The sequence below is a fragment of the Synechococcus sp. R50.1 genome (genome assembly GCF_047462115.1).
In the GTDB taxonomy this organism is placed as follows: domain Bacteria; phylum Cyanobacteriota; class Cyanobacteriia; order Thermostichales; family Thermostichaceae; genus Thermostichus.
Genome location: NZ_JANSIN010000031.1, coordinates 1 through 17,636 on the forward strand (window position 1 = coordinate 1; position 17,636 = coordinate 17,636).

The 17,636-nt window shown below is 57.4% G+C and carries 15 protein-coding genes; 4 read left to right on the forward strand and 11 right to left on the reverse strand.

Annotated elements, in window-relative coordinates:
* Nucleotides 1-337: 337 nt before the first annotated feature.
* Nucleotides 338-1,381 (forward strand): DUF58 domain-containing protein, encoded by a 1,044-nt coding sequence (locus tag NW870_RS08875; RefSeq protein ID WP_414374921.1) that lies wholly within the window; start codon nt 338-340, stop codon nt 1,379-1,381.
* Nucleotides 1,382-1,484: 103 nt separating this feature from the next.
* Here the strand turns inward: NW870_RS08875 and NW870_RS08880 are convergent, their stop codons facing one another.
* The 4 genes from NW870_RS08880 to NW870_RS08895 all read right to left on the reverse strand — a co-directional run bounded on the left by NW870_RS08880 (nt 1,485) and on the right by NW870_RS08895 (nt 4,165).
* Nucleotides 1,485-2,198 carry a patatin-like phospholipase family protein gene (locus NW870_RS08880; RefSeq protein ID WP_414374922.1) on the reverse strand — a complete coding sequence of 238 codons (714 nt, stop codon included), beginning with the start codon at nt 2,196-2,198 and terminating at the stop codon, nt 1,485-1,487.
* Entirely contained in the window at nt 2,176-2,385 is a 210-nt protein-coding gene (locus tag NW870_RS08885) for a patatin-like phospholipase family protein (RefSeq protein ID WP_414374923.1), read from the reverse strand. Before NW870_RS08885 ends, NW870_RS08880 begins: the two co-directional genes overlap by 23 nt.
* Nucleotides 2,386-2,512: 127 nt before the next feature.
* On the reverse strand, nt 2,513-3,151 hold the full coding sequence (locus NW870_RS08890) for a histidine phosphatase family protein (RefSeq protein ID WP_414374924.1): 639 nt from the start codon (nt 3,149-3,151) through the stop codon (nt 2,513-2,515).
* A 45-nt stretch (nt 3,152-3,196) separates the two neighbouring features.
* The gene (locus NW870_RS08895; protein WP_414374939.1) at nt 3,197-4,165 is read right to left on the reverse strand and encodes an NAD(+) kinase; all 969 of its coding nucleotides are present in this window, start codon (nt 4,163-4,165) and stop codon (nt 3,197-3,199) included.
* 369 nt (nt 4,166-4,534) lie between these two features.
* On the opposite strand from NW870_RS08895, the gene NW870_RS08900 reads away from it, so the two are divergent.
* The gene (locus NW870_RS08900; protein WP_414374925.1) at nt 4,535-6,673 is read left to right on the forward strand and encodes a serine/threonine protein kinase; all 2,139 of its coding nucleotides are present in this window, start codon (nt 4,535-4,537) and stop codon (nt 6,671-6,673) included.
* Here NW870_RS08900 and NW870_RS08905 read toward each other — a convergent pair.
* The 3 genes from NW870_RS08905 to crtH all read right to left on the reverse strand — a co-directional run bounded on the left by NW870_RS08905 (nt 6,670) and on the right by crtH (nt 11,409).
* Complete coding sequence (locus NW870_RS08905; protein ID WP_414374926.1) at nt 6,670-7,257, reverse strand: hypothetical protein; 588 nt, start codon at nt 7,255-7,257, stop codon at nt 6,670-6,672. The genes NW870_RS08900 and NW870_RS08905 overlap by 4 nt on opposite strands.
* Nucleotides 7,258-7,621: 364 nt before the next feature.
* Entirely contained in the window at nt 7,622-9,589 is a 1,968-nt protein-coding gene (locus NW870_RS08910; RefSeq protein ID WP_414374927.1) for a tetratricopeptide repeat protein, read from the reverse strand.
* 263 nt (nt 9,590-9,852) lie between these two features.
* The gene (crtH, locus tag NW870_RS08915; protein ID WP_414374928.1) at nt 9,853-11,409 is read right to left on the reverse strand and encodes a carotenoid isomerase; all 1,557 of its coding nucleotides are present in this window, start codon (nt 11,407-11,409) and stop codon (nt 9,853-9,855) included.
* A 203-nt stretch (nt 11,410-11,612) separates the two neighbouring features.
* On the opposite strand from crtH, the gene NW870_RS08920 reads away from it, so the two are divergent.
* Nucleotides 11,613-12,632: a Rieske 2Fe-2S domain-containing protein gene (locus NW870_RS08920; protein WP_414374929.1), complete on the forward strand. Its 1,020-nt coding sequence runs from the start codon at nt 11,613-11,615 to the stop codon at nt 12,630-12,632.
* Here the strand turns inward: NW870_RS08920 and NW870_RS08925 are convergent.
* Both NW870_RS08925 and NW870_RS08930 read right to left on the reverse strand, forming a co-directional pair.
* On the reverse strand, nt 12,615-13,565 hold the full coding sequence (locus NW870_RS08925) for an ABC transporter permease (RefSeq protein ID WP_414342559.1): 951 nt from the start codon (nt 13,563-13,565) through the stop codon (nt 12,615-12,617). The two genes, NW870_RS08920 and NW870_RS08925, sit on opposite strands and share 18 nt — an antisense overlap.
* On the reverse strand, nt 13,559-14,713 hold the full coding sequence (locus NW870_RS08930; protein WP_414374930.1) for an ABC transporter ATP-binding protein: 1,155 nt from the start codon (nt 14,711-14,713) through the stop codon (nt 13,559-13,561). Before NW870_RS08930 ends, NW870_RS08925 begins: the two co-directional genes overlap by 7 nt.
* 264 nt (nt 14,714-14,977) lie before the next feature.
* Between NW870_RS08930 and NW870_RS08935 the strand changes: the two genes are divergently transcribed.
* Entirely contained in the window at nt 14,978-15,943 is a 966-nt protein-coding gene (locus NW870_RS08935) for an acetamidase/formamidase family protein (RefSeq protein WP_414357635.1), read from the forward strand.
* Nucleotides 15,944-15,987: 44 nt separating this feature from the next.
* On the opposite strand, the gene NW870_RS08940 is transcribed toward NW870_RS08935, so the two are convergent.
* Together NW870_RS08940 and NW870_RS08945 are read right to left on the reverse strand one after the other, a co-directional pair.
* A complete protein-coding gene (locus NW870_RS08940; protein WP_414374931.1) occupies nt 15,988-16,851 on the reverse strand; it encodes a PD-(D/E)XK nuclease family protein in 864 nt (287 codons plus the stop codon).
* A gap of 238 nt (nt 16,852-17,089) precedes the next feature.
* Nucleotides 17,090-17,629, reverse strand: coding sequence for a hypothetical protein (locus tag NW870_RS08945; RefSeq protein WP_414351744.1), 540 nt, complete (start codon nt 17,627-17,629; stop codon nt 17,090-17,092).
* Nucleotides 17,630-17,636 lie beyond the last annotated feature (7 nt).

The following is a 17,636-nucleotide window of genomic DNA, read 5'->3' on the forward strand; positions in this document are numbered from 1 at the left end:
GTTGACCACCTGTCAACAAGAGCGGGTGGCTGCGGCCATTGCTGAAATCCTCTCAGAAAAAACCTGCCCGTAGCACTGGTTATGGTGATTTCAAATTACACTGAAGCAGCTTGTAGATTCCAGACCTCTTTCTCCTTTGGAGAGGGGCCGGGGATGAACGAGTGATGAGGGGACTGCGGTGTTGTGGAAACTAAGCCGAAAACTAGTTCCATTACTGCTTCAACGGACGGGAAGCCTGGGGATCTTCTCCTCAGAGCAGAAATCAGGGCGCCAGGTTCGTTTTCTGCGCCGCTTCCGCTTTACCCGTATTGGGGGGCGGTTTGTCGGGATCGCCCTGTTGGTAAGTATTGCTGCTTTCAACACCGGCAACAATCCCCTGTATTTGTTGCTGGGAATGCTGCTCAGCCTTATTCTCATCAGTGGTACCCTCTCTGATCTTACCCTCAAAGATCTGGAGGTCAGCCGGCAGTTGCCTAGCCGCATTTTCGCTGGCCAGCCTGTCTTAGTGGGTCTCACGCTGGTCAATCGCAAACGGCGCCTGCCCAGCTTCTCGTTGCAGGTGAGCGAACGCATTGAGGGGCTGAGGCGGGAAGATTGGCCTTCCAGCTATGTTTTGCGGGTGGATCCCGGTGCCAAGGTGGACACTTTTTATCAGCATACTTTTTCAAGGCGGGGAGCCTGGCAGTTGCAGGGTTTTGAAGTTGCCACCAGCTTCCCATTTGAACTCTTCCGCAAGGCGGTAGAGATTAGGGATCCCCAAACGGTGATCGTGTTTCCGCGGCTCGCCCCGGTTCAAGGATTGGCGCTGTGGGATCAGCTCAGCAGCGGCAACCAATTGCGCCCCCAGCCTGGTCGAGAGGGAGACTACCTGAGCTTACGGCCCTACCGACCCCACGACGATGTGCGTTCTGTCCACTGGAAGATCTCGGCCAAACGGGATCAACTGATCGTGCGGGAGTTGGAGCGTCCACGAGCCCAGGCCATCACCCTCTGTTTTGAAAACCGCTGGCAGCCCCAGAAAGAGAGGCCCGAGATCCATCGAGACAAGTTGGAGCGAGCTGTAGAGCGCTGTGCCGGGATCCTCTTCTCCTTGATGCGAGAAGGTTACCCGGTAGCACTTGTTACGTTACAAGAGCGGACTCCTTTTGGGTCAGACCTGGCCCATCAAGATCACCTGCTGACCGTGTTGGCACGACTTACTTTTGTCGGGGATCCCCAGCTCAGCCCTCCACTGGAAAGAGAACCTGATCCCTCTGTCAAGTTTGACCTCACCCCTCAAGATCGCTGTGTGCTGCTGGCCCATCCCGACCAGGATGGAAAATCTGCCCCGGCCCATCTCATCCACACGGGATCGCTGTTGCAATTTATCCCAATTGAGTGAGCTTCAGGCCCATTTTGATAGCAGGATCCATCTGAGATTGTTTGGAAAGCTTGGGCGCAGATCCTTGCAAAGCTTTAGGTTAAACTGCTGAAGAAGTGGTGGTTCACTGCTCCAACTTTTGTCGCAATTCTGGAATGGCCCGCCGCATTTGTCGATAGCCCTCCTGAATAATCGGATCTGCTTGATGAAAATCGAAGATCCCATACTGGCTCAGCTTGGGTTGTAAGAGCAAATCCGGCGGATGTTCGGCTAAAACACTGCGGGTAACGATTTGCTCCATCACGTTCAACGTCTTGCCAATAACGTCGAAAATATTGGGACCAGAGGGCTCATCTGGAAACCATTGGCTAATTTTTTCTTGGATCCCTTGTTGTAGGGATTGATAGCGTTTGCGAATGCGGGTGATGAAGTTGGTTTCTTCTTCGATCACTTCTCCTTCAGCATTCAAGCGCTGTCGCCGTTGAAGGGTTTCTTCCACCTCTGTTTCTTCCAGTTGCGACTCCACATCCGCGGGATCCACATGGTTGAGATTGACCGCAACAACAACATCGGCCCCCATCTCTCGCACCACCCGCACTGGCACTGGGTTGACAATGCCCCCATCTCCGAGATAGCGCCCTTCGTAGTAAAAGGGTGTAAAGATCCCTGGGATAGAGATGCTGGTCCGCACGGCATCTGCCATTTTGCCCGAACGCAACAGCACCTCCTGGCCTGTGATCAAGTCGGTAGCCACACAGCAAAAGGGGATCCCGGCCTCTTCAATACACAGCTCTTGCAAATGTTCTGTCAGCAGCTCATAAATTAATTTTGTTGCCATCCAGCAGGCCACAGGTGGGAAAGACCACATCAAACAAAGACAGGATCATCTTCCAGTTGAGATCTCGCACAAAGTCTTCCAGCTCATCCAGTTCTCCCGCTGCATAAATGGCTCCCACAAAAGCGCCAATGCTCGTCCCGGCAATGTAGTCAACGGAGATCCCAGCCCGCTCTAGAGCTCGAATCACACCAATATGAGCCCATCCCCTCGCTCCGCCGCTGCCCAGTGCTAATCCCAGTTTTTTGCCCATGATTGCTCCCTCAAAAAGAGACCCAAAAGACCTCAAGAATCCTAAACCTTGCTCCCTCTAACAATTAGGTACCTGCCCTTTCCCGCAGATCGGAAGGCAGATAACTGCGTTCCCCTAAGATTTCCAGAAGGGGGCCATAGCGGTCGAACTTGACCACGCTGACCGAGGCGGCCAAAACCTCAATGCGATCCCGGTAGCGACCCAGGTCGATGCCCAGCAGGCTGCAGAGAATAACCCGAATGGTGGCCTTGTGGGAGACGATCAAGACGTGGCCGCCTGTCCATTTTTCCTGGATCTCGGCCACAACCGGCATGGCCCGATTGGCAATTTGCACGGCGGTTTCGCCCCCCGGAGGGGCGTTCCAGGCCGGCTCGGTCATCCAGCGCCAATAGGCTTCTGGGTAGGCTTCTTGCGCCTCAGCGTGGGTTTTGCCCTCCCACTCGCCGTAGTGAATTTCTCTTAGGCCCTCTCGAATCTGCATCTCCAAGCCAACTTTCTCGGCCAGGGGGCTTAGGGTAGCCAAGGCGCGCCGCATTGGGCTGACGTAGAGAGCTTGCCAAGGGATCCCAGCATAGGCTGCGGCAAAGGCTTCTGCCATTTGTTTGCCTTCGGGGGTGAGGTCGGGATCCAGAGCGCCGCAAAAGCCGCCGGAACGGCTGTAGGGGGTTTCGCCGTGTCTGAGGAGGTAAAGTTTCAGGCTCATGGGAGATGTGCGGATGGGTGGTGAACTTCGCCACTCTAGCTCTCCTTATCCCCCTTCGGGGCGGTGGTTGGTGGTGGGGATGTAAATGCGGCTACCTGCCCACTGCAACTTTTCCCGCAGAGTGCGAAAGTAGGAGAGCTCTTTTTCCAGGATCATCAGCTTGACCGGTGTAGGCGCTTGCTGAATGTGAACCCACTGGCCGGGATTCACCGACTGAGCCAACACGCCATCTGTCCACAGGCGGGTCAACCCTTCGGGATCCGCAAGGGGCCAAATGTCCACCCTGGCTGTGCCGCTGATGACAATAGGACGGCTAGACAAACTCAGGGGACAAATAGGGGTGATGATGATGGCGTCGAGGGTAGGCTCGAGGATGGGGCCATTGGCTGCCAGAGTGTAAGAGGTGGATCCCGTCGGTGTGGCCACCAGCACGCCATCCCCGTGGTACTGATCCAAAATCTCTCCGTTGACCTCGATCTCCATGATCGCGGCGGGCAGCCGTTCTCGGTTGATCGGCTTCAGGCAGATCTCATTGAGGGCATAGTAGACTTCGCTAACCGGGCGGCCCTGGGGTTTTCCCTCTCCACGGGCGGCCAAGGGATCCCCTTGCCCCAACTGCGGCTGTTCCCAAATCTGGGCTTGCAACATCATGCGGGCTTGCAAGAAAAAATCCCCTGCCTGAATGCGATCCCAGGGATCCTGTTGCAGCACCCGCTCCGACTGGGCCAAAAACCCCAGCCTACCCCCCACTTTGATCGGCAAAATCGGGATCCCATAGGAGGCTAGGTATCGTGCCGCCGCCAACACCGAGCCATCTCCCCCCAGCACCACTGCCAGATCGATGGGATCCGAGGTGGCCTCTAGAAAGACAGGGTAGGGGTTGTGGTGCAAGCCGGTGGGAGCCGTTAACACCGTAACGCCGCGCCGGCGCAACTGTTCAGCACACCTCTGACAAGCGGCTTTGCTCTCCCGATCCCCCTCTTTGTAGGCAATCACCACCAAGCCCAAGTCCATGGTCAACCTCATCAAGGGATCCCTGTCGATTGTCCCCTTCTTCAGACTGGGGATTGCTCAGGATAATCCAGACTATCCCCCCCAAAGTTAACCAGAAAATGTTCTCTTGGACGGTGAAACCGATCACCGCAGCTCTCCCTTGAGCGTCACTGCCCCCGCCAGAGCTTTCTTCTACAACTTTTAAGTAACAGTTAAGTAAATCTGAGAAGTCACCTTGAAGAATCAACCGAAAACCCCGCCATTTCCAACCGATGGCCCCAATCCGGATCCCTGAGTTCAGCCACCGGCGTAGGCTGGTGCAGACCTCAGCAATTCGGTTTATGGTATGGACATTCCCCCTGCAATTCCTCTTCTCCAAGCTGCAAACCCATGACCGCAGATCTCACCAACCGCATTTTGGGCAACCGCTACCAGCTGATTCAAGAAATTGGTAGCGGTGGTATGGGATCCGTCTTCCGCGCCTTAGACTTACACAACAACGGCCAAGAGGTAGCCGTCAAGATCCTCTATGCCCCCATGCTGCTGAGCCGGGGCGACTTCCAGACAGACTTGCGCCGTCGCTTTGCCGAAGAGATCCGCGTTAGCACCCTTCTGGGGCAGCATCCTCGCATCGTCAAGGTTTTGGATCACGGCCAAGAGGGGGAGCAGGCCTACTTGGTGATGGAGTACCTCAAGGGGCAGGATCTGGGCAAGCTGATCCGAGAAAAAGGGGCTTTGCCGGTTCGACAAGCCGTTCGACTAGCCTTGCAGGCCTGTGAGGGGCTGCACTTTGCCCACACGTTTCAGGCCAAGGTAGAGGGTCGCGAGATTCGGGGTGTCATCCACCGCGACATCAAACCCAGCAACCTCTTCATCGAGCAAGTTTTTCAAAACGGCAAGCTCATCCCCCAACTGAAAATCCTCGACTTTGGCGTGGCCAAAACCCTGGCGGATCACACCCTCAGCCTGGGCACCCAAAAAGGGGGAGGATTTATCGGCACAGCTCGCTACGCCTCTCCTGAACAGATACGGGGCAAAGCCTTGGATGCCCGCTCGGATATCTACTCCTTTGGGGTAGTGCTCTACGAGATGCTGACGGGATCCATGCCCTTTCAGCTGGAAACCGACTCCCTGCACAGCTGGATCCACGCCCATTGCTACGAAAGCCCAATCGAGATCAACCCGAAGGCAGCCCCCCAGCCGATCCCCCCCCCTTTAGCAGCCGTGGTGATGGATTGCCTGAAAAAAAACCCAGACGAACGACCGCAAACGATGCGGGAGCTGGGGGAACGACTGCTGCAAGCCTATGACCTGACGGCAACCACCCAACTCTCTAGTGGCCAAGCCAGCACTGTGATCCTGCCCACCGGCAGTGCCAAGCCTCAACAGGATGCTCCACCCTCTTCTGACCCCAAGCCACCAATCCAAACCACCCGCAATACAGGATCAGCTTCTGGAGCCTTTGAAGATATCCGCGATGAGGATCTGGATCTCATCGAAGATGAGCCGGTCTCTCCCCCCTCCCCAGGTGCAGGGATCCCCTATTACATCACCGAGCGGGAACCCTCCTCAGCAGAAGCTTCGCCAGAAACACCGGATCCCTCCCCCCAAAGTGAGGATGAAACTCCCAAAACGCCCTCCACAGTGATCCCAGCCAGCAACGCTCTCCCGACCGTTCAGGATCCCCCTGTCGCTCGCCCTGCCACGCCGGCACGAACCGATACTCCCCGCACTCGCCCTCTGCGGCAAGCTGCCCCCCAAACGGTTCTGCAACCTTCCGACAGCAACCTGAAGTGGGTTTTGGCCGGGGGATCCCTGGGCGTTATGGCTTTGCTGGCCGCCTTTTTGCTGTGGCCACGTCCAGCGGTTCGCGATACCCAGGAACAGCCGGATCGCACCCCAACTCCCGAACCCAAGGTAGAGCCCATACGCATAGAGCCCATACCCGTAAAACCAATCCTAGGGATCCCAACTCCCGGTTCTACGCCTACCCCTACGCCCGAAGCAACCCCCACGCCTACCCCTGAGGTAACTCCAGCGCCGACACCCACCCCGACTCCAGCACCAACACCCACTCCGACACCGACGCTTACCCCTATCCCTCGATTCACCCCGCTTGTCCCTCGTACTCCTACCCCCACCCCGACTCCATCCCCCACTCCCACTGCCACACCTGCCCCAGCAACGCCAACACCTGCGGCAGAGCTGGCCCTCAGCGGCGAGTGGCTTTACGAGGGAGGATCTTTTATCTGGCAGGGATCCCTGTGCAAGGTCAATGTTGCGGCTGGCGTCCAGGAAACCGTCTCCATTCGTCAGGAGGGCAACCAGATCAGCGTTTCCTCCCCCAGCTTTTCTGAGCGCAGCGGCCAGCTTATCGGCAGCCAACTTTCTGTTAGCGGCAGGATAGGGGGTAGCGGTACCCCAACCGTTGCTTGGAGTGGCACGGTCAGCCCTGACGGGCGCGTGATTCGCGGCAGAGCCACCTGTGGCAGCGCTGACTTTGCCATCAAGCTCACCCGCCAGAGCTAGAGGCCGACACCCCCCCCTCGGTCTCCGCCGCCGCCGTCTTCCCTATCGTCTTTCTGTTGCCGTTGAGGCGGTGGAGGAGGAGCAGCAAAGCTTTCGCTCACAACTTCGATGGTGTAAGGGCCTCGCCCAGGGCTGCCCGGCCCAGCGGCTGGAGAGGCATTTTGCGCCCAGTAGCTTTGCACCTGGAGCAAGTAGCAGCGGTTTTGCCGCACGGGGATGGTTAGCTGAGAGGTGGTAAAGTTGCCAGGGGCAGCATCATCATTTACAAAAACGTCAGGATCGAATCTCCGGTTGCTATCAAAGCTGCCGATAGCCAACAGCGGATCAAAAACCTGGCTGGTCAGCCGGATCGTAACCCCCGTAACGTTGGCTGCAGAGGGAAAGTAAAGAAACGCATCTGAATAAAAGGTAAACGTGCCGGGAGGGGGTGGGAATTCCCGGGCATTTCGAAAATTGCCCTCCTCATCAAAATAAAACTCCAAAAGGCTATTCGGCCCCAAGGTTCCACTGCGCCTATCCCCCTGTCGGCGGAGGCCAATCGAAGCGAAAAAGTCTGGGCTGAAGGCTTGTTCGCAGACGTTCACCAGAGGCGGTATTGTACTCCCTCCACTTCCTCCACAACCTGCCAAAACCGCAGCCGAGGCCAAAAGGCCCAAGAACAGCCTCTGCAGGGATCCCTGCGGAGCTCTAGAAGCATTCGATGCTGGCCCTGGCATAAGCACTCCTCCGGACACCGGATGTCAATGTTCCTCTAGATTACGATGCTCTGAGCAATTCTCAGCAAAATGCAGATCACTGACAGGATTTTCCCACGTTTAGGCTTGCACCAGCCTGGGGGGGCTGTTCCGCTGTTGACCTCGAGAAGGGAGCTTCAAGGGCGTAGTGGGGCCGTTGAGCCAATTTTGTCCTCAGGAAGGGATCCAGAGCAAAACCCTTTTTCGCAGTGGGCTAACCACTACTGGCGTCGGGCTTCCTGGTGAGGAAGAAATGGGCCAGGGCTGCCACACATTCTCGATCTTCGAAGAGTAGGTGGCATCGCTGCCGAACCTCCTCAGCCATGTGGTAGCGAAACTCAGAATCGGATCCCAGTTTTACGGCCAAATCCTCATAGCTTTTCAGATCCGAGGCAATTAAACTGTCCAGCTCCATTCTTTTGAGAATGGCATAGGTATGCCGGCCCCGCATCAGCTTTCCAGGGCAAGTGATTACAGGTAACCCAATCGCAACGGCTTCTAGGGTGGTGATCCCACCTGACCAGCCGTAGGAATCCAACATGAGATCCGCACAGCGGTTGAGATCCAAGTAGTCTTGATGGTCTAATCCAGGCAGAACCAGACAGTGGTCTTCTGCATTGAGACCGTACAGGGAAAAAGCCCGGGTGAGCCGTTGCTGAAATTGTCGAGCAATGGCAGCATTGGGCAGAGCCAAGAAGACAAACTGAGCGTTGGGCACTCGTTGGGCAATAGCGGCAAAAAGATAGTCGTATTGGGGCAGATATTTACCCAAGTATTGACAAGTTAGGTAAACCACTGCATCTTCACGCAGGCCGAAATCCTCACGATAGCGCTTTTGCTGCGGCAAAACCGGCTTTTCAAAGCAAGTACCCAAATGAGGTAGCCGGATCAAGGTTTCACTGTAGTGTTCCTGAGCATTCTCCGGCTCCATTAAATCGCTGGAAAGGAAATAGTCAATCGTAGAAAGCCCAGAAGTTACAGGATGAGCCCAAGTGGAGCACTGTATCGGTGCCAGTCGCAGGGAAGCCAGTTGCAGAATGAGAGGCGAAAGGCCGATCTCCAAATACACCAAAATATCCAACTGATCCTGTAGGATTTGTTGGGCTGCATCCTCGAGGCTGCTGGGAATGTGCCTAAACACATCGGCGTATTGACGATACCGGTCTGTCATGAAGTCGGTTCTGGGATCCAAGTGATAGGCGAAGACTTGAAACTTTCGCTCCGAGTTAGCCTGTCCATCAGCCCAATTGGCGTTCAGGTACTTAACCCAACCCAGAGATAAGCGACTGTAAGAGCAAGCTCGCATGGAAGCTGAGGCAAACCCAACTCGGAGGGGATCCCCTGGTTGGGATTGGCAAGGAAGATATCTCCACTGGGAATAGCAAGCGTTGACTATGCGTTGAACAAACTGGGCATATTTTTTCTGTAAATCCAGGTCGTTGTAGCCTTGGTACTGTAGGTAGTGATTGGTTCCCAGTCCTGATGCCCACAGCGCTGTGCGACGTTGCTCCTCTGTTTCTAGGGGAGTTTCCTCAATAAGACAATCCAGATGCTCGATAAAGCGAGCACGAAAGGAGTTGAGTTCTTCCTCGCTCCGATAGACTGCTGGCAGATACAGATGATAAAACCAACGAGCCTGTTCTAACTGGGGATCCAAAGCCATTGCTTTCTCCAGGTGATCCAACGCAACAGCGTGTTCTCCTTGATCTCGACAGGCGATGGCCAGATTCAGATGCACCTGCGCCAAAGGGATCCCTGTCTGTTCATCCGAGTTTTCCAGTAGAGGATTGAGTAGGGCAATGGCTTCTTCGCTACGTCGCAGGTTAACTAAGATTTTTCCAGCTTGAAAGGCAGATCCAGCAGCGTGTGGATTCAGTTTCAGGCTTTGCTGATAACAGGATAGCGCTTCCTCCAGTTGACCCAAAGACTCATAGACGACACCCAAATTGTGGTGATACAGAGCCACTTCGGGATGTTGCTCAATGGCTTCTGCAATGAGAGCCGCTGCCAATTCCGAGTCTCCTCTGGCTTGAGCTACCGTTCCCAACAGGTGAAGGGCATCTGCATGCTCAGGAAAATCCGCCAAGATTTCGGAGTAAATGGCCTCTGCTTGCCGCAAATCTCCTGCTTGCTGGGCTTGGATCCCGGCTAGAAGTTTGTTTGTAAGTATCCAGTCTGACATCTACTACAAGATGGCTAGAAATTCTCCTGACTTGTCTGCCCAGTATAGTCATTTCAAGTGGATACAAACATCCCCCAAGCTCCACCATTAGCCCTTTTCCCAGAGGAAGAGGGGAGTTGGGGATCAACGGAACAACAGTTTCACTGCTATTGGGAATGCCCCCGTTGTGTTGCTTCTGAGTTGTTGATGTTTGGATGTCTATGTCGGCATTTCGAGGACTTGTAACTCGCTTTTCCAAACCGGTAAGCGAGGAGAAGGGCAACCTAACTCAAATCCGCTGCCACCCGGTGGGCGCAGGCAAAGCCGGAGAAGGCAACGGCATTGAGCCCTTGGCCGGGGAAGGTGCTATCCCCCACGCAGTACAAGTTGGGGATGGCGGTGCGATTGAAGGGCATGCCCAGCAAGCCCCAGGGATCCCGGCTGGGGATGGGCCCATAGGTGCCGTTGCTGCGGCTCAAGAAGCGGCGGTGGGTGCGGGGGGTGCCTATCTCCTTCAGTTCAATGTGGGATCCCAGTTGGGGCCAAAGGGCCTCCAGGCGGCGGATAAGCCGGTCGGCGGCTTGCTGTTTTTGGATCTGGTACTGGCTTGGGCTTAACCCTTGCCAGGTGGATATCCAACTGGGGGTAAAGGCATGAACAATGTGGCGGCCCGGGGGAGCCAGGTCGGGATCCAACAGGGTGGGGACGGAGACGAAAAGGGTGCCCTGCTCAGCCTCCATCTGATCCCAGTCTTCCAGGAGAATGTGGTGACAATGGCATTCGCCGGCCAGGGCCTCGGCCCGCACCCCCAGGTGCAAGCTTAAAAAGCTAGGGGATTGCTGGTAGCGTTTTTGCCACTGCCGCTCCGCCCTGGGCAGGGATCCCGGCCATAGGCGCTCAAAGGTGTCCCAGCGGGTGGCATTGGAGATGATTGTGCGGGCAAAGAGCTTTTCCCCGCTGGCCAGTTCTACGCCCACCGCCCGACCTCTTTCTTCCAGGATCCGCCGCACGGACGCTTTGTAGCGGATCTGCCCGCCATGGGCCTCTAGCCCCTGGGCCAGCTTTTGGGCGATCTGCCCCACCCCCCCTTTGGGATAGTTGACACCGCCGTAGTGTCGGTCACAAAACACCATCCCGGCATTGATGATGGGCGTGCGATCCGCCGGCACCACCGACCAGCAGTAGCACTCCATGTCCACAAAGCGCAGCAAATCCGGATCCCGCAGACAGCGCCGCGCTACCTGGCCCACATTCACCGGCAAATAGCGCGCCAAGGTCAGGCAGCCGAGGGGATTGCTCACAAAAGAACGAAATAGATAGCCCCACTCCTCCAACGAGAGCAGCTCCATGGCATTGAGGCTGTTGAAGATGGGCCACAGGCTATCGTAGAACCGGCGAATGCCGGCGGCTTCCCGGGGAAAGTAGCCGGATAGCTCCTGCAAAAACTGCTCGTAATCCCGGTGTACTCGGGGATTCAGCCCCTTGGGCAGGTGGTAGGCAATCTGCACCGGATCGGGGATAGAGTCTATGGACTGGCCCACGGCTGCCAAGGCGCGGGTCAGCAAGTTGGTGGTGCCTTGGGTGCCCAATCCAAAGATCATGGAAGCGCCCACGTCAAAGCGGTAGATCCCGTTGCCTAAGGGATCCGGACGCTCAAAATAGCCGGCACTGCCCCCTGGAATGAGGTATTTCTCCAGCACCAGCACACGGTATCCTTTGGCAGCCAACTGGCTGGCCGCGACCAATCCCCCGATCCCCGCACCGATGACGATGGCATCCCAAGCAGGGGAAGGGGTGTGCAGAGCCTGCAAGAAGGTCTGAGAAGGCAAAGTAGAGGTCAAGGGATCCCTCTGGAAACTCAAACGCAAGATCAGTATCTTTACCGTACCAGAGGTTCTAGGGTTTCCCCATGGGTTGAGCTCCCCTGGGAATGAGTTTGCCCAGATCTGCAAGATCCCCAAATAGAGATTGTGGCGCGGGCTACGGAACCGAATTCACGAATTTGCTATACAGAATCCGGCCACACGACACAGATGGTTTTGCCATGTTGGTGACCCAGCATCCTGTCTTTCGGCGCTTTTGGTACCCGGTGATGCCCCTCAGCCGATTGGAGCAGGGATCCCCGCAACCTTTCGAGCTGCTGGGAGAGAGGATCGTCCTTTGGCTGGACAAAGCCGGACAGCCCCAGGCAGCCGCAGATCGCTGCTGTCATCGGTCGGCGCAATTGTCCAAGGGAATCGTCTGTGATGACCATATCCGCTGCCCCTACCATGGGTGGGAGTTCGATGGCACGGGAGCCTGTGTCAAGGTGCCGCAACTGCCGGATCAGGCCCGCATCCCAGAGAGCTACCGCATTCCCGCCTATCTCTGCCAGGCCCGCTATGGCTATGCTTGGGTGTGCTTGCATCCCCAGCCTCTACGGGGGATCCCGGTCATCCCAGAAGCCGAGGATCCCAGTTACCGGCTCATCCACGAGTTCTACGAACGCTGGGAATGTGCCAGTTTGCGCATCTGCGAGAACGAGTTCGATGCCGCCCACATCAGCTTTGTACACCAGAACACCTTTGGCAGTATGGAAGACTTGGTACCCAGCCACTTCGAGGTCGAGGAACTGGACTACGGGATCCGCACCCGCACAGTGCTCGGTGTAGCCAACCCAGAGCTGCAACAAAAAAACCTGGGCATTGCTGCCGCCAAAACCGAGCGCACCACCACTTCAACCTGGCATTTGCCCTTCACCAACCACCTTCACATCCGCTACCCCAATGGCCGCAGCCATGTCATCGTCAACATCCCCACCCCCATCAACGACCGAGCCTCCCAAGTGGTGCAGTTTTGTTTGCGCAACGACACCGAAGCCGATACCCCAGCCGCCGAGGTTATCCGCTTTGACCGGGCTGTAACTCTGGAAGATAAAGCCATTTTGGAGACCACGGATCCCGACGTGCCCCTCACCCTCAGCGCCGAACAGCACATGCTCACCGATAAGCCCGGGATCCTGATGCGCAAGCAATTGGCGGCTCTGCTTAAAGCCCACAGCAGCTCCTCAAACCAGATTTTCTAGGCTGCGGGTGCCGGCGTAGCGGCTGTAGGCGTAGATCAACCCCAGGGTGAGGCCGGTAACCAAAAAGCTGAGGGCCGCCCCGAAGGGATAGTCCAGGCTGGAGCCAAACTGCAACTGAATCACATTCCCGATCAACAGCGTTTTGCTGCCCCCCAACAGATCCGGCACTACGAACATGCCGAAAGCCGGGATCCCCACCAGAATGAGGCCCGCCGCCAGTCCAGGCAAGGTCTGGGGCAGAAGCACCCACCAAAAGACCTGCCAACCCTTGGCATAGAGATCCCGTGCCGCTTCCGCCAGCCGCCAATCGATGCGCTCCACCGCCGTGTACAGGGGCAAGACCATGTAGGGCAAAAACGTGTAGACCATGCCCAGATAAACCGCCAGCCAACTGGGATACAGAGCCGTTTGCGGTGGGATCCAGCCCAGCCAGGCCGCCAAGCGAGCCGGCCACCCTTCCGGGGCCAGCACCACCATCCAGGCATAGGTGCGGATCACCAGGTTCGTCCAAAAGGGCACCACCACCAAGGTGAGCAACAGATCCCGTTGTCGGGGTGGGTGGGCGGCAATGAAGAAAGCCAATGGGTAGGCCAGCAGCACGCAAAAAAAGGTGGTCACCCCCGCCACCAGCAGGCTGCGGCCCAAGATCTGCCAGTAGATGGGCGTCCATCCCAAGGGGCCAAAGCCGAGAATGCGCAGATAGTTCTCCAGGGTCAGGGGCAGTTGAATCTGGCCAAACTCCCCGCGGCTGAGAAAGCTGCACACCAACAGCAACAGCCCCGGCAGCACCAGAAAAAACATCACCCACAGCACCCCTGGCCCAGCAAAAATTAGGCTGCGCCCCAACTCCTGCCAAGGGGTGAGCAGCTCCCCAAATCGCACCTGGGCTTGGCCAGGGATCCACTTGCCCACAGGAGATGGCAGCTTCAACATCCAGTCTCCTCCTGACGGGGATCCGGTCGCAAACGGATTAGGCTTTTCGGGGGTAGGTGGGCCACCAGCGCTGCGCCGATCTCAAACCCTGCATCCTCAATATCGGTGTTGAGGGCCGTGGCCTTGAGCTGCTGACCTTGGTTTGTCCGCAACAGGTATTGGTTCTCAGCCCCAGTGTAGATGAGGTTTTCCACCCGCACCGGCACCTGGTTGGGCAGCAGATCCCAGCCGCTGCGAGAGAGCTGGATCTTTTCCGGGCGAATAGCCAATTGCACCGGTTCCGAGCTGGCCGGGATCCCCAAGACCTTCAGCTTTCCCAAGGGCGTATCCACACAGTCCGTCCCACAGGCGATCCCCTCGATCAGGTTGCTGGCCCCTAAAAAGTCGGCTACGAAGGCCGTCGCCGGGCGCTCGTACACCTCATCGATAAGGCCCACTTGCTCAATGCGCCCCGCCCGCATCACCGCCACCCGGTCGCTGGTCACCAAAGCCTCTTCTTGGTCGTGGGTAACGAAAATAAAGGTCATGCCCAGGCGGCGCTGCAACTCGCACAACTGCACTTGAAGCTGCTTGCGCAACTTGGCATCCAACGCCGACAGCGGCTCATCCAACAAGAGCACTTCCGGCTCGTTCACCAAAGCCCGAGCTAAGGCCACCCGCTGCTGCTGTCCTCCCGACAGCTCATGGGGCTTCCGCTTGGCCAGAGCTGCAATCTCCACCAATTCCATAGCAGCCGCTACCCGCTTGCGCAGAGCTTCTCCCCGCACACCCCGCATGCGCAGGCCGAAGGCGATGTTGTCCTCCACCGTCATAAAAGGGAAAAGGGCATAGCTCTGAAACACCGTGTTGACGTTGCGCTTGTGGGCGGGCAGGTGGCCTACCGGGCGACCTCGAATCACCACTTCCCCAGCATCGGCCATCTCCAGGCCGGCCAGGATGCGCAGCAGGGTGGTCTTGCCGCAGCCGGAAGGGCCCAGCAGGCCGAAAAACTCCCCCCGCCGAATGTTCAGCTCAATGCCATTGAGGGCCACAAAATCGCCAAAACGCTTGTAGAGGCCGGTTACTTCCACATCCCAGTCGGGATCCCGGAGGGTAGAAATACTGGAGATGACACCCGCGATCACAGTTGACAGCGCTGATAAAACCATCTAACCCAGTATGCAAGTCTCCGAGAAAATTGCAGTTATCCTCCACACCAGGGGCACCAGTTCCACGCTCAGCCCTGCAAACGGGGATCCCTGCCCACAGACCTTCAAGATAGCAAGTCAAGATAGCAAATGTGGGAAACATTGTCGCCACGCCACCCCTGGGCAAACAGTAGCCAGAGATACCGGCTTGAGGAACAGTCTAATTCAGGATTGGAGGGGATTTTTCTTTAGATTGAATGGGTCTTTTGCAAGGGATCCCTGGCCGTGCCCGTTCACACCCTCAAAGCCACTCCCCATACCGTCCACTTGGGCGGCTTTTCTTCCCAACTGCCCCCGGCCTTGTATGTGCAATCGGGCGATGTGGTGCAGGTGGAAACCTACTCGGGGTTCGCCCACTACGGCAAAGCGCCGGACCGTTTCTTCACGCCCGAATTCCTCGAAATTTGCCAAACCTTGCCTGCCGAGCGCCGAGTGGGGCCGGGCCCCCATCTGTTGACCGGGCCGATCTACGTTGAGGGAGCTGAACCTGGAGATGTGCTGGAAGTGCGCTTGCAAGCGATCACCCCCCGCTTGCCCATCGGTTTCAATGCCATCCGTCCCGGATGGGGGGCTTTGCCCGGAGAATTTGATCAGCCGCGACTGCGCTTCATCGACCTAGATATAGACCAGGGGGTAGCGGAATTTCCTCCCGGCAGCGGCATCCGCGTCCCCATTCGCCCCTTCTTTGGCATCTTGGGGGTGGCGACCGAGGAAACCAGCCGCAGCTCTATCCCCCCCGGCAACTATGGTGGCAACATCGACAACCGCCAATTGCAGGCGGGATCCCGAGTTTTTTTGCCGGTCTTTGTGCCCGGTGCCCTTTTTTCGGTGGGGGATGGCCACTCCGCTCAAGGGGACGGAGAAGTTGATGTAACGGCCATTGAAACTTCCATGAATGGCACTTTGCAGTTGATCCTGCGCAAAGATCTGCCGCTCGAGGCACCGCTGGCGGAAACCCCGACCGATTTCATTACCATGGGCTTTGCCGAGGATCTGGATGCGGCCTTTGAGATTGCCCTAAGGCGGATGATCGATTTTCTGCATCGGTTTGTCGGCATTGGGCGAGAGGAAGCCTATGTGCTTTGCAGCATTGCTGTCCACTTCCACATCACGCAGGTGGTGAACAGCCCCATGAAAGGTGTGCATGGGTTGCTGCCAAAACAGATCCTGCCCCGCCCTACCCTGATCTAATCGGATCTAATCGCGTCAGCGGGGCGGAGTCCTTACTGCTCCCATTACTGCTCCCAATAAGTATCGGCGATGGGATCCGCAGGTGTCGCGGGCTCCTGCATTGGCCAGACCCAATCCGTGAGGTCTTGAGAGGGGATCCCTTCCGGTAGCAGCCCATGGCAGCGGGAGCGAAACAGACAACTGTTGCAGCGCTCAGTGTGGGGGGTCATGGGAAAGTCTTGCGCCTCCAGTTGCCGCAGGTGGTTCAGAGTGGCTCTTAGGTGGGCCAGGTCTTGCTCATAGGCGGCGGCGCTGTAATACCGGTGGAAGGGCTGCTGCGGATGTTGCACATACCAAAAGGTCAGTTGCACCTGCTCCGGCTCAAAAGGGCCTTCCAGGGGCAGCTGCTGGGCCACCTCGCAGAGCAGCAGAGGGTAAAGGCGCACCTGCCAGTCTTGGGCCAACTGTTCATCGCGAGGACGTTGACGCTCAGTTTTCCAGTCCAGGATGTGCAGGGATCTGGGGATAATCACCAGCCGATCCAAACGGGCTATCAACTTAAAGCCCTCAATCCGTTGCCACAGGGGCAACTCCGCCAACACCCGTCCCTGGGGATGGGCATGGGGACTGGCCAAAAACACTTGCCACCCCTGCTGCACCACTTCATCTAGGCCCGACAGACGCGGCTCCACCTGCCGCCCGCGGCTGCGCCACTCCACCAAACGGTGAAACTGCCGTCCGCGCCTCTGCTCCAGCTCGTGCTCAAAAACACTGGCAGCGGGCCAGATCAACCGCTCCAGGTACACATAGCGAAACAGGCGGGGGCAATGGTCCAGCAAGGCCAGCGAAGAGGCGGAGAGGTTGACCTGCTCAAGACTCAACCTCTCCAGAGAAGGGGCAGCAGGGATCCCAGACAAAGTGCTCCGCACCGCTGTCGCGAAGGGGAAGAGCTGGCAAGAGGGGGCTAAGTTCCACTGCTCTTAGGATACCCCCACCGCCACCAGGGGTCGCCCAGCGGAGGAGCTCATTTCCAACCTGCTCCAAATTTCCATCCTGCTGCTCCGCAACGCTTGCGCAGAAGGGCGTGGGCGGGATCTGGACTGCAACCGCCCGCTGGAGCTGGGATCCCTGTCGGGATGGCTAGACCCGGAACCGTCTGTGGTTGCGCTAGGTTCCCACCGGACTTGCCCAGACCCAGATGGCGACCATCCCATCCCAAAGCAACAGAAGCAGAGCAAAACATCCTAGGAGCCCGTACATCCAAGGCTGAACGTAGGGGCGCAGCTCGCCAATCTCCAGTTGAGCGTGCCGTCGAATCTCAGCCAACAGCTGCTTGAACCTGGTCACCCGCATCGGCAAAAGTACGCGATCCCCCCCTCGGCTGACCAAGTAATACACCATACCACCCTGGCTGGTGGAGCGGGGCTCAATGCGCTCGATATCGGCCCACCGGATCTGCCACTCCTGCCGCACAAAAGGCGGCACCCAACTGGGGTAGGTGGCCTGCATGCCCTCTTCGTCCAACTGAATCTGCTGGCTCAGGGATCCCAGGACTACCCCCCATCCCAGCAGCAGAGCAATCCAAAGGGATCCCAGCTCAAGAGGTGTTGCCTGTTGCCGAGCCAGCAGGATGGGTAGGGGCAGAACCAGTCCCCAGTACAGAGCCTGCACAGCGCAGCGAATTAAGGGAGAGATGGGGAAGGTCATCGTCGGC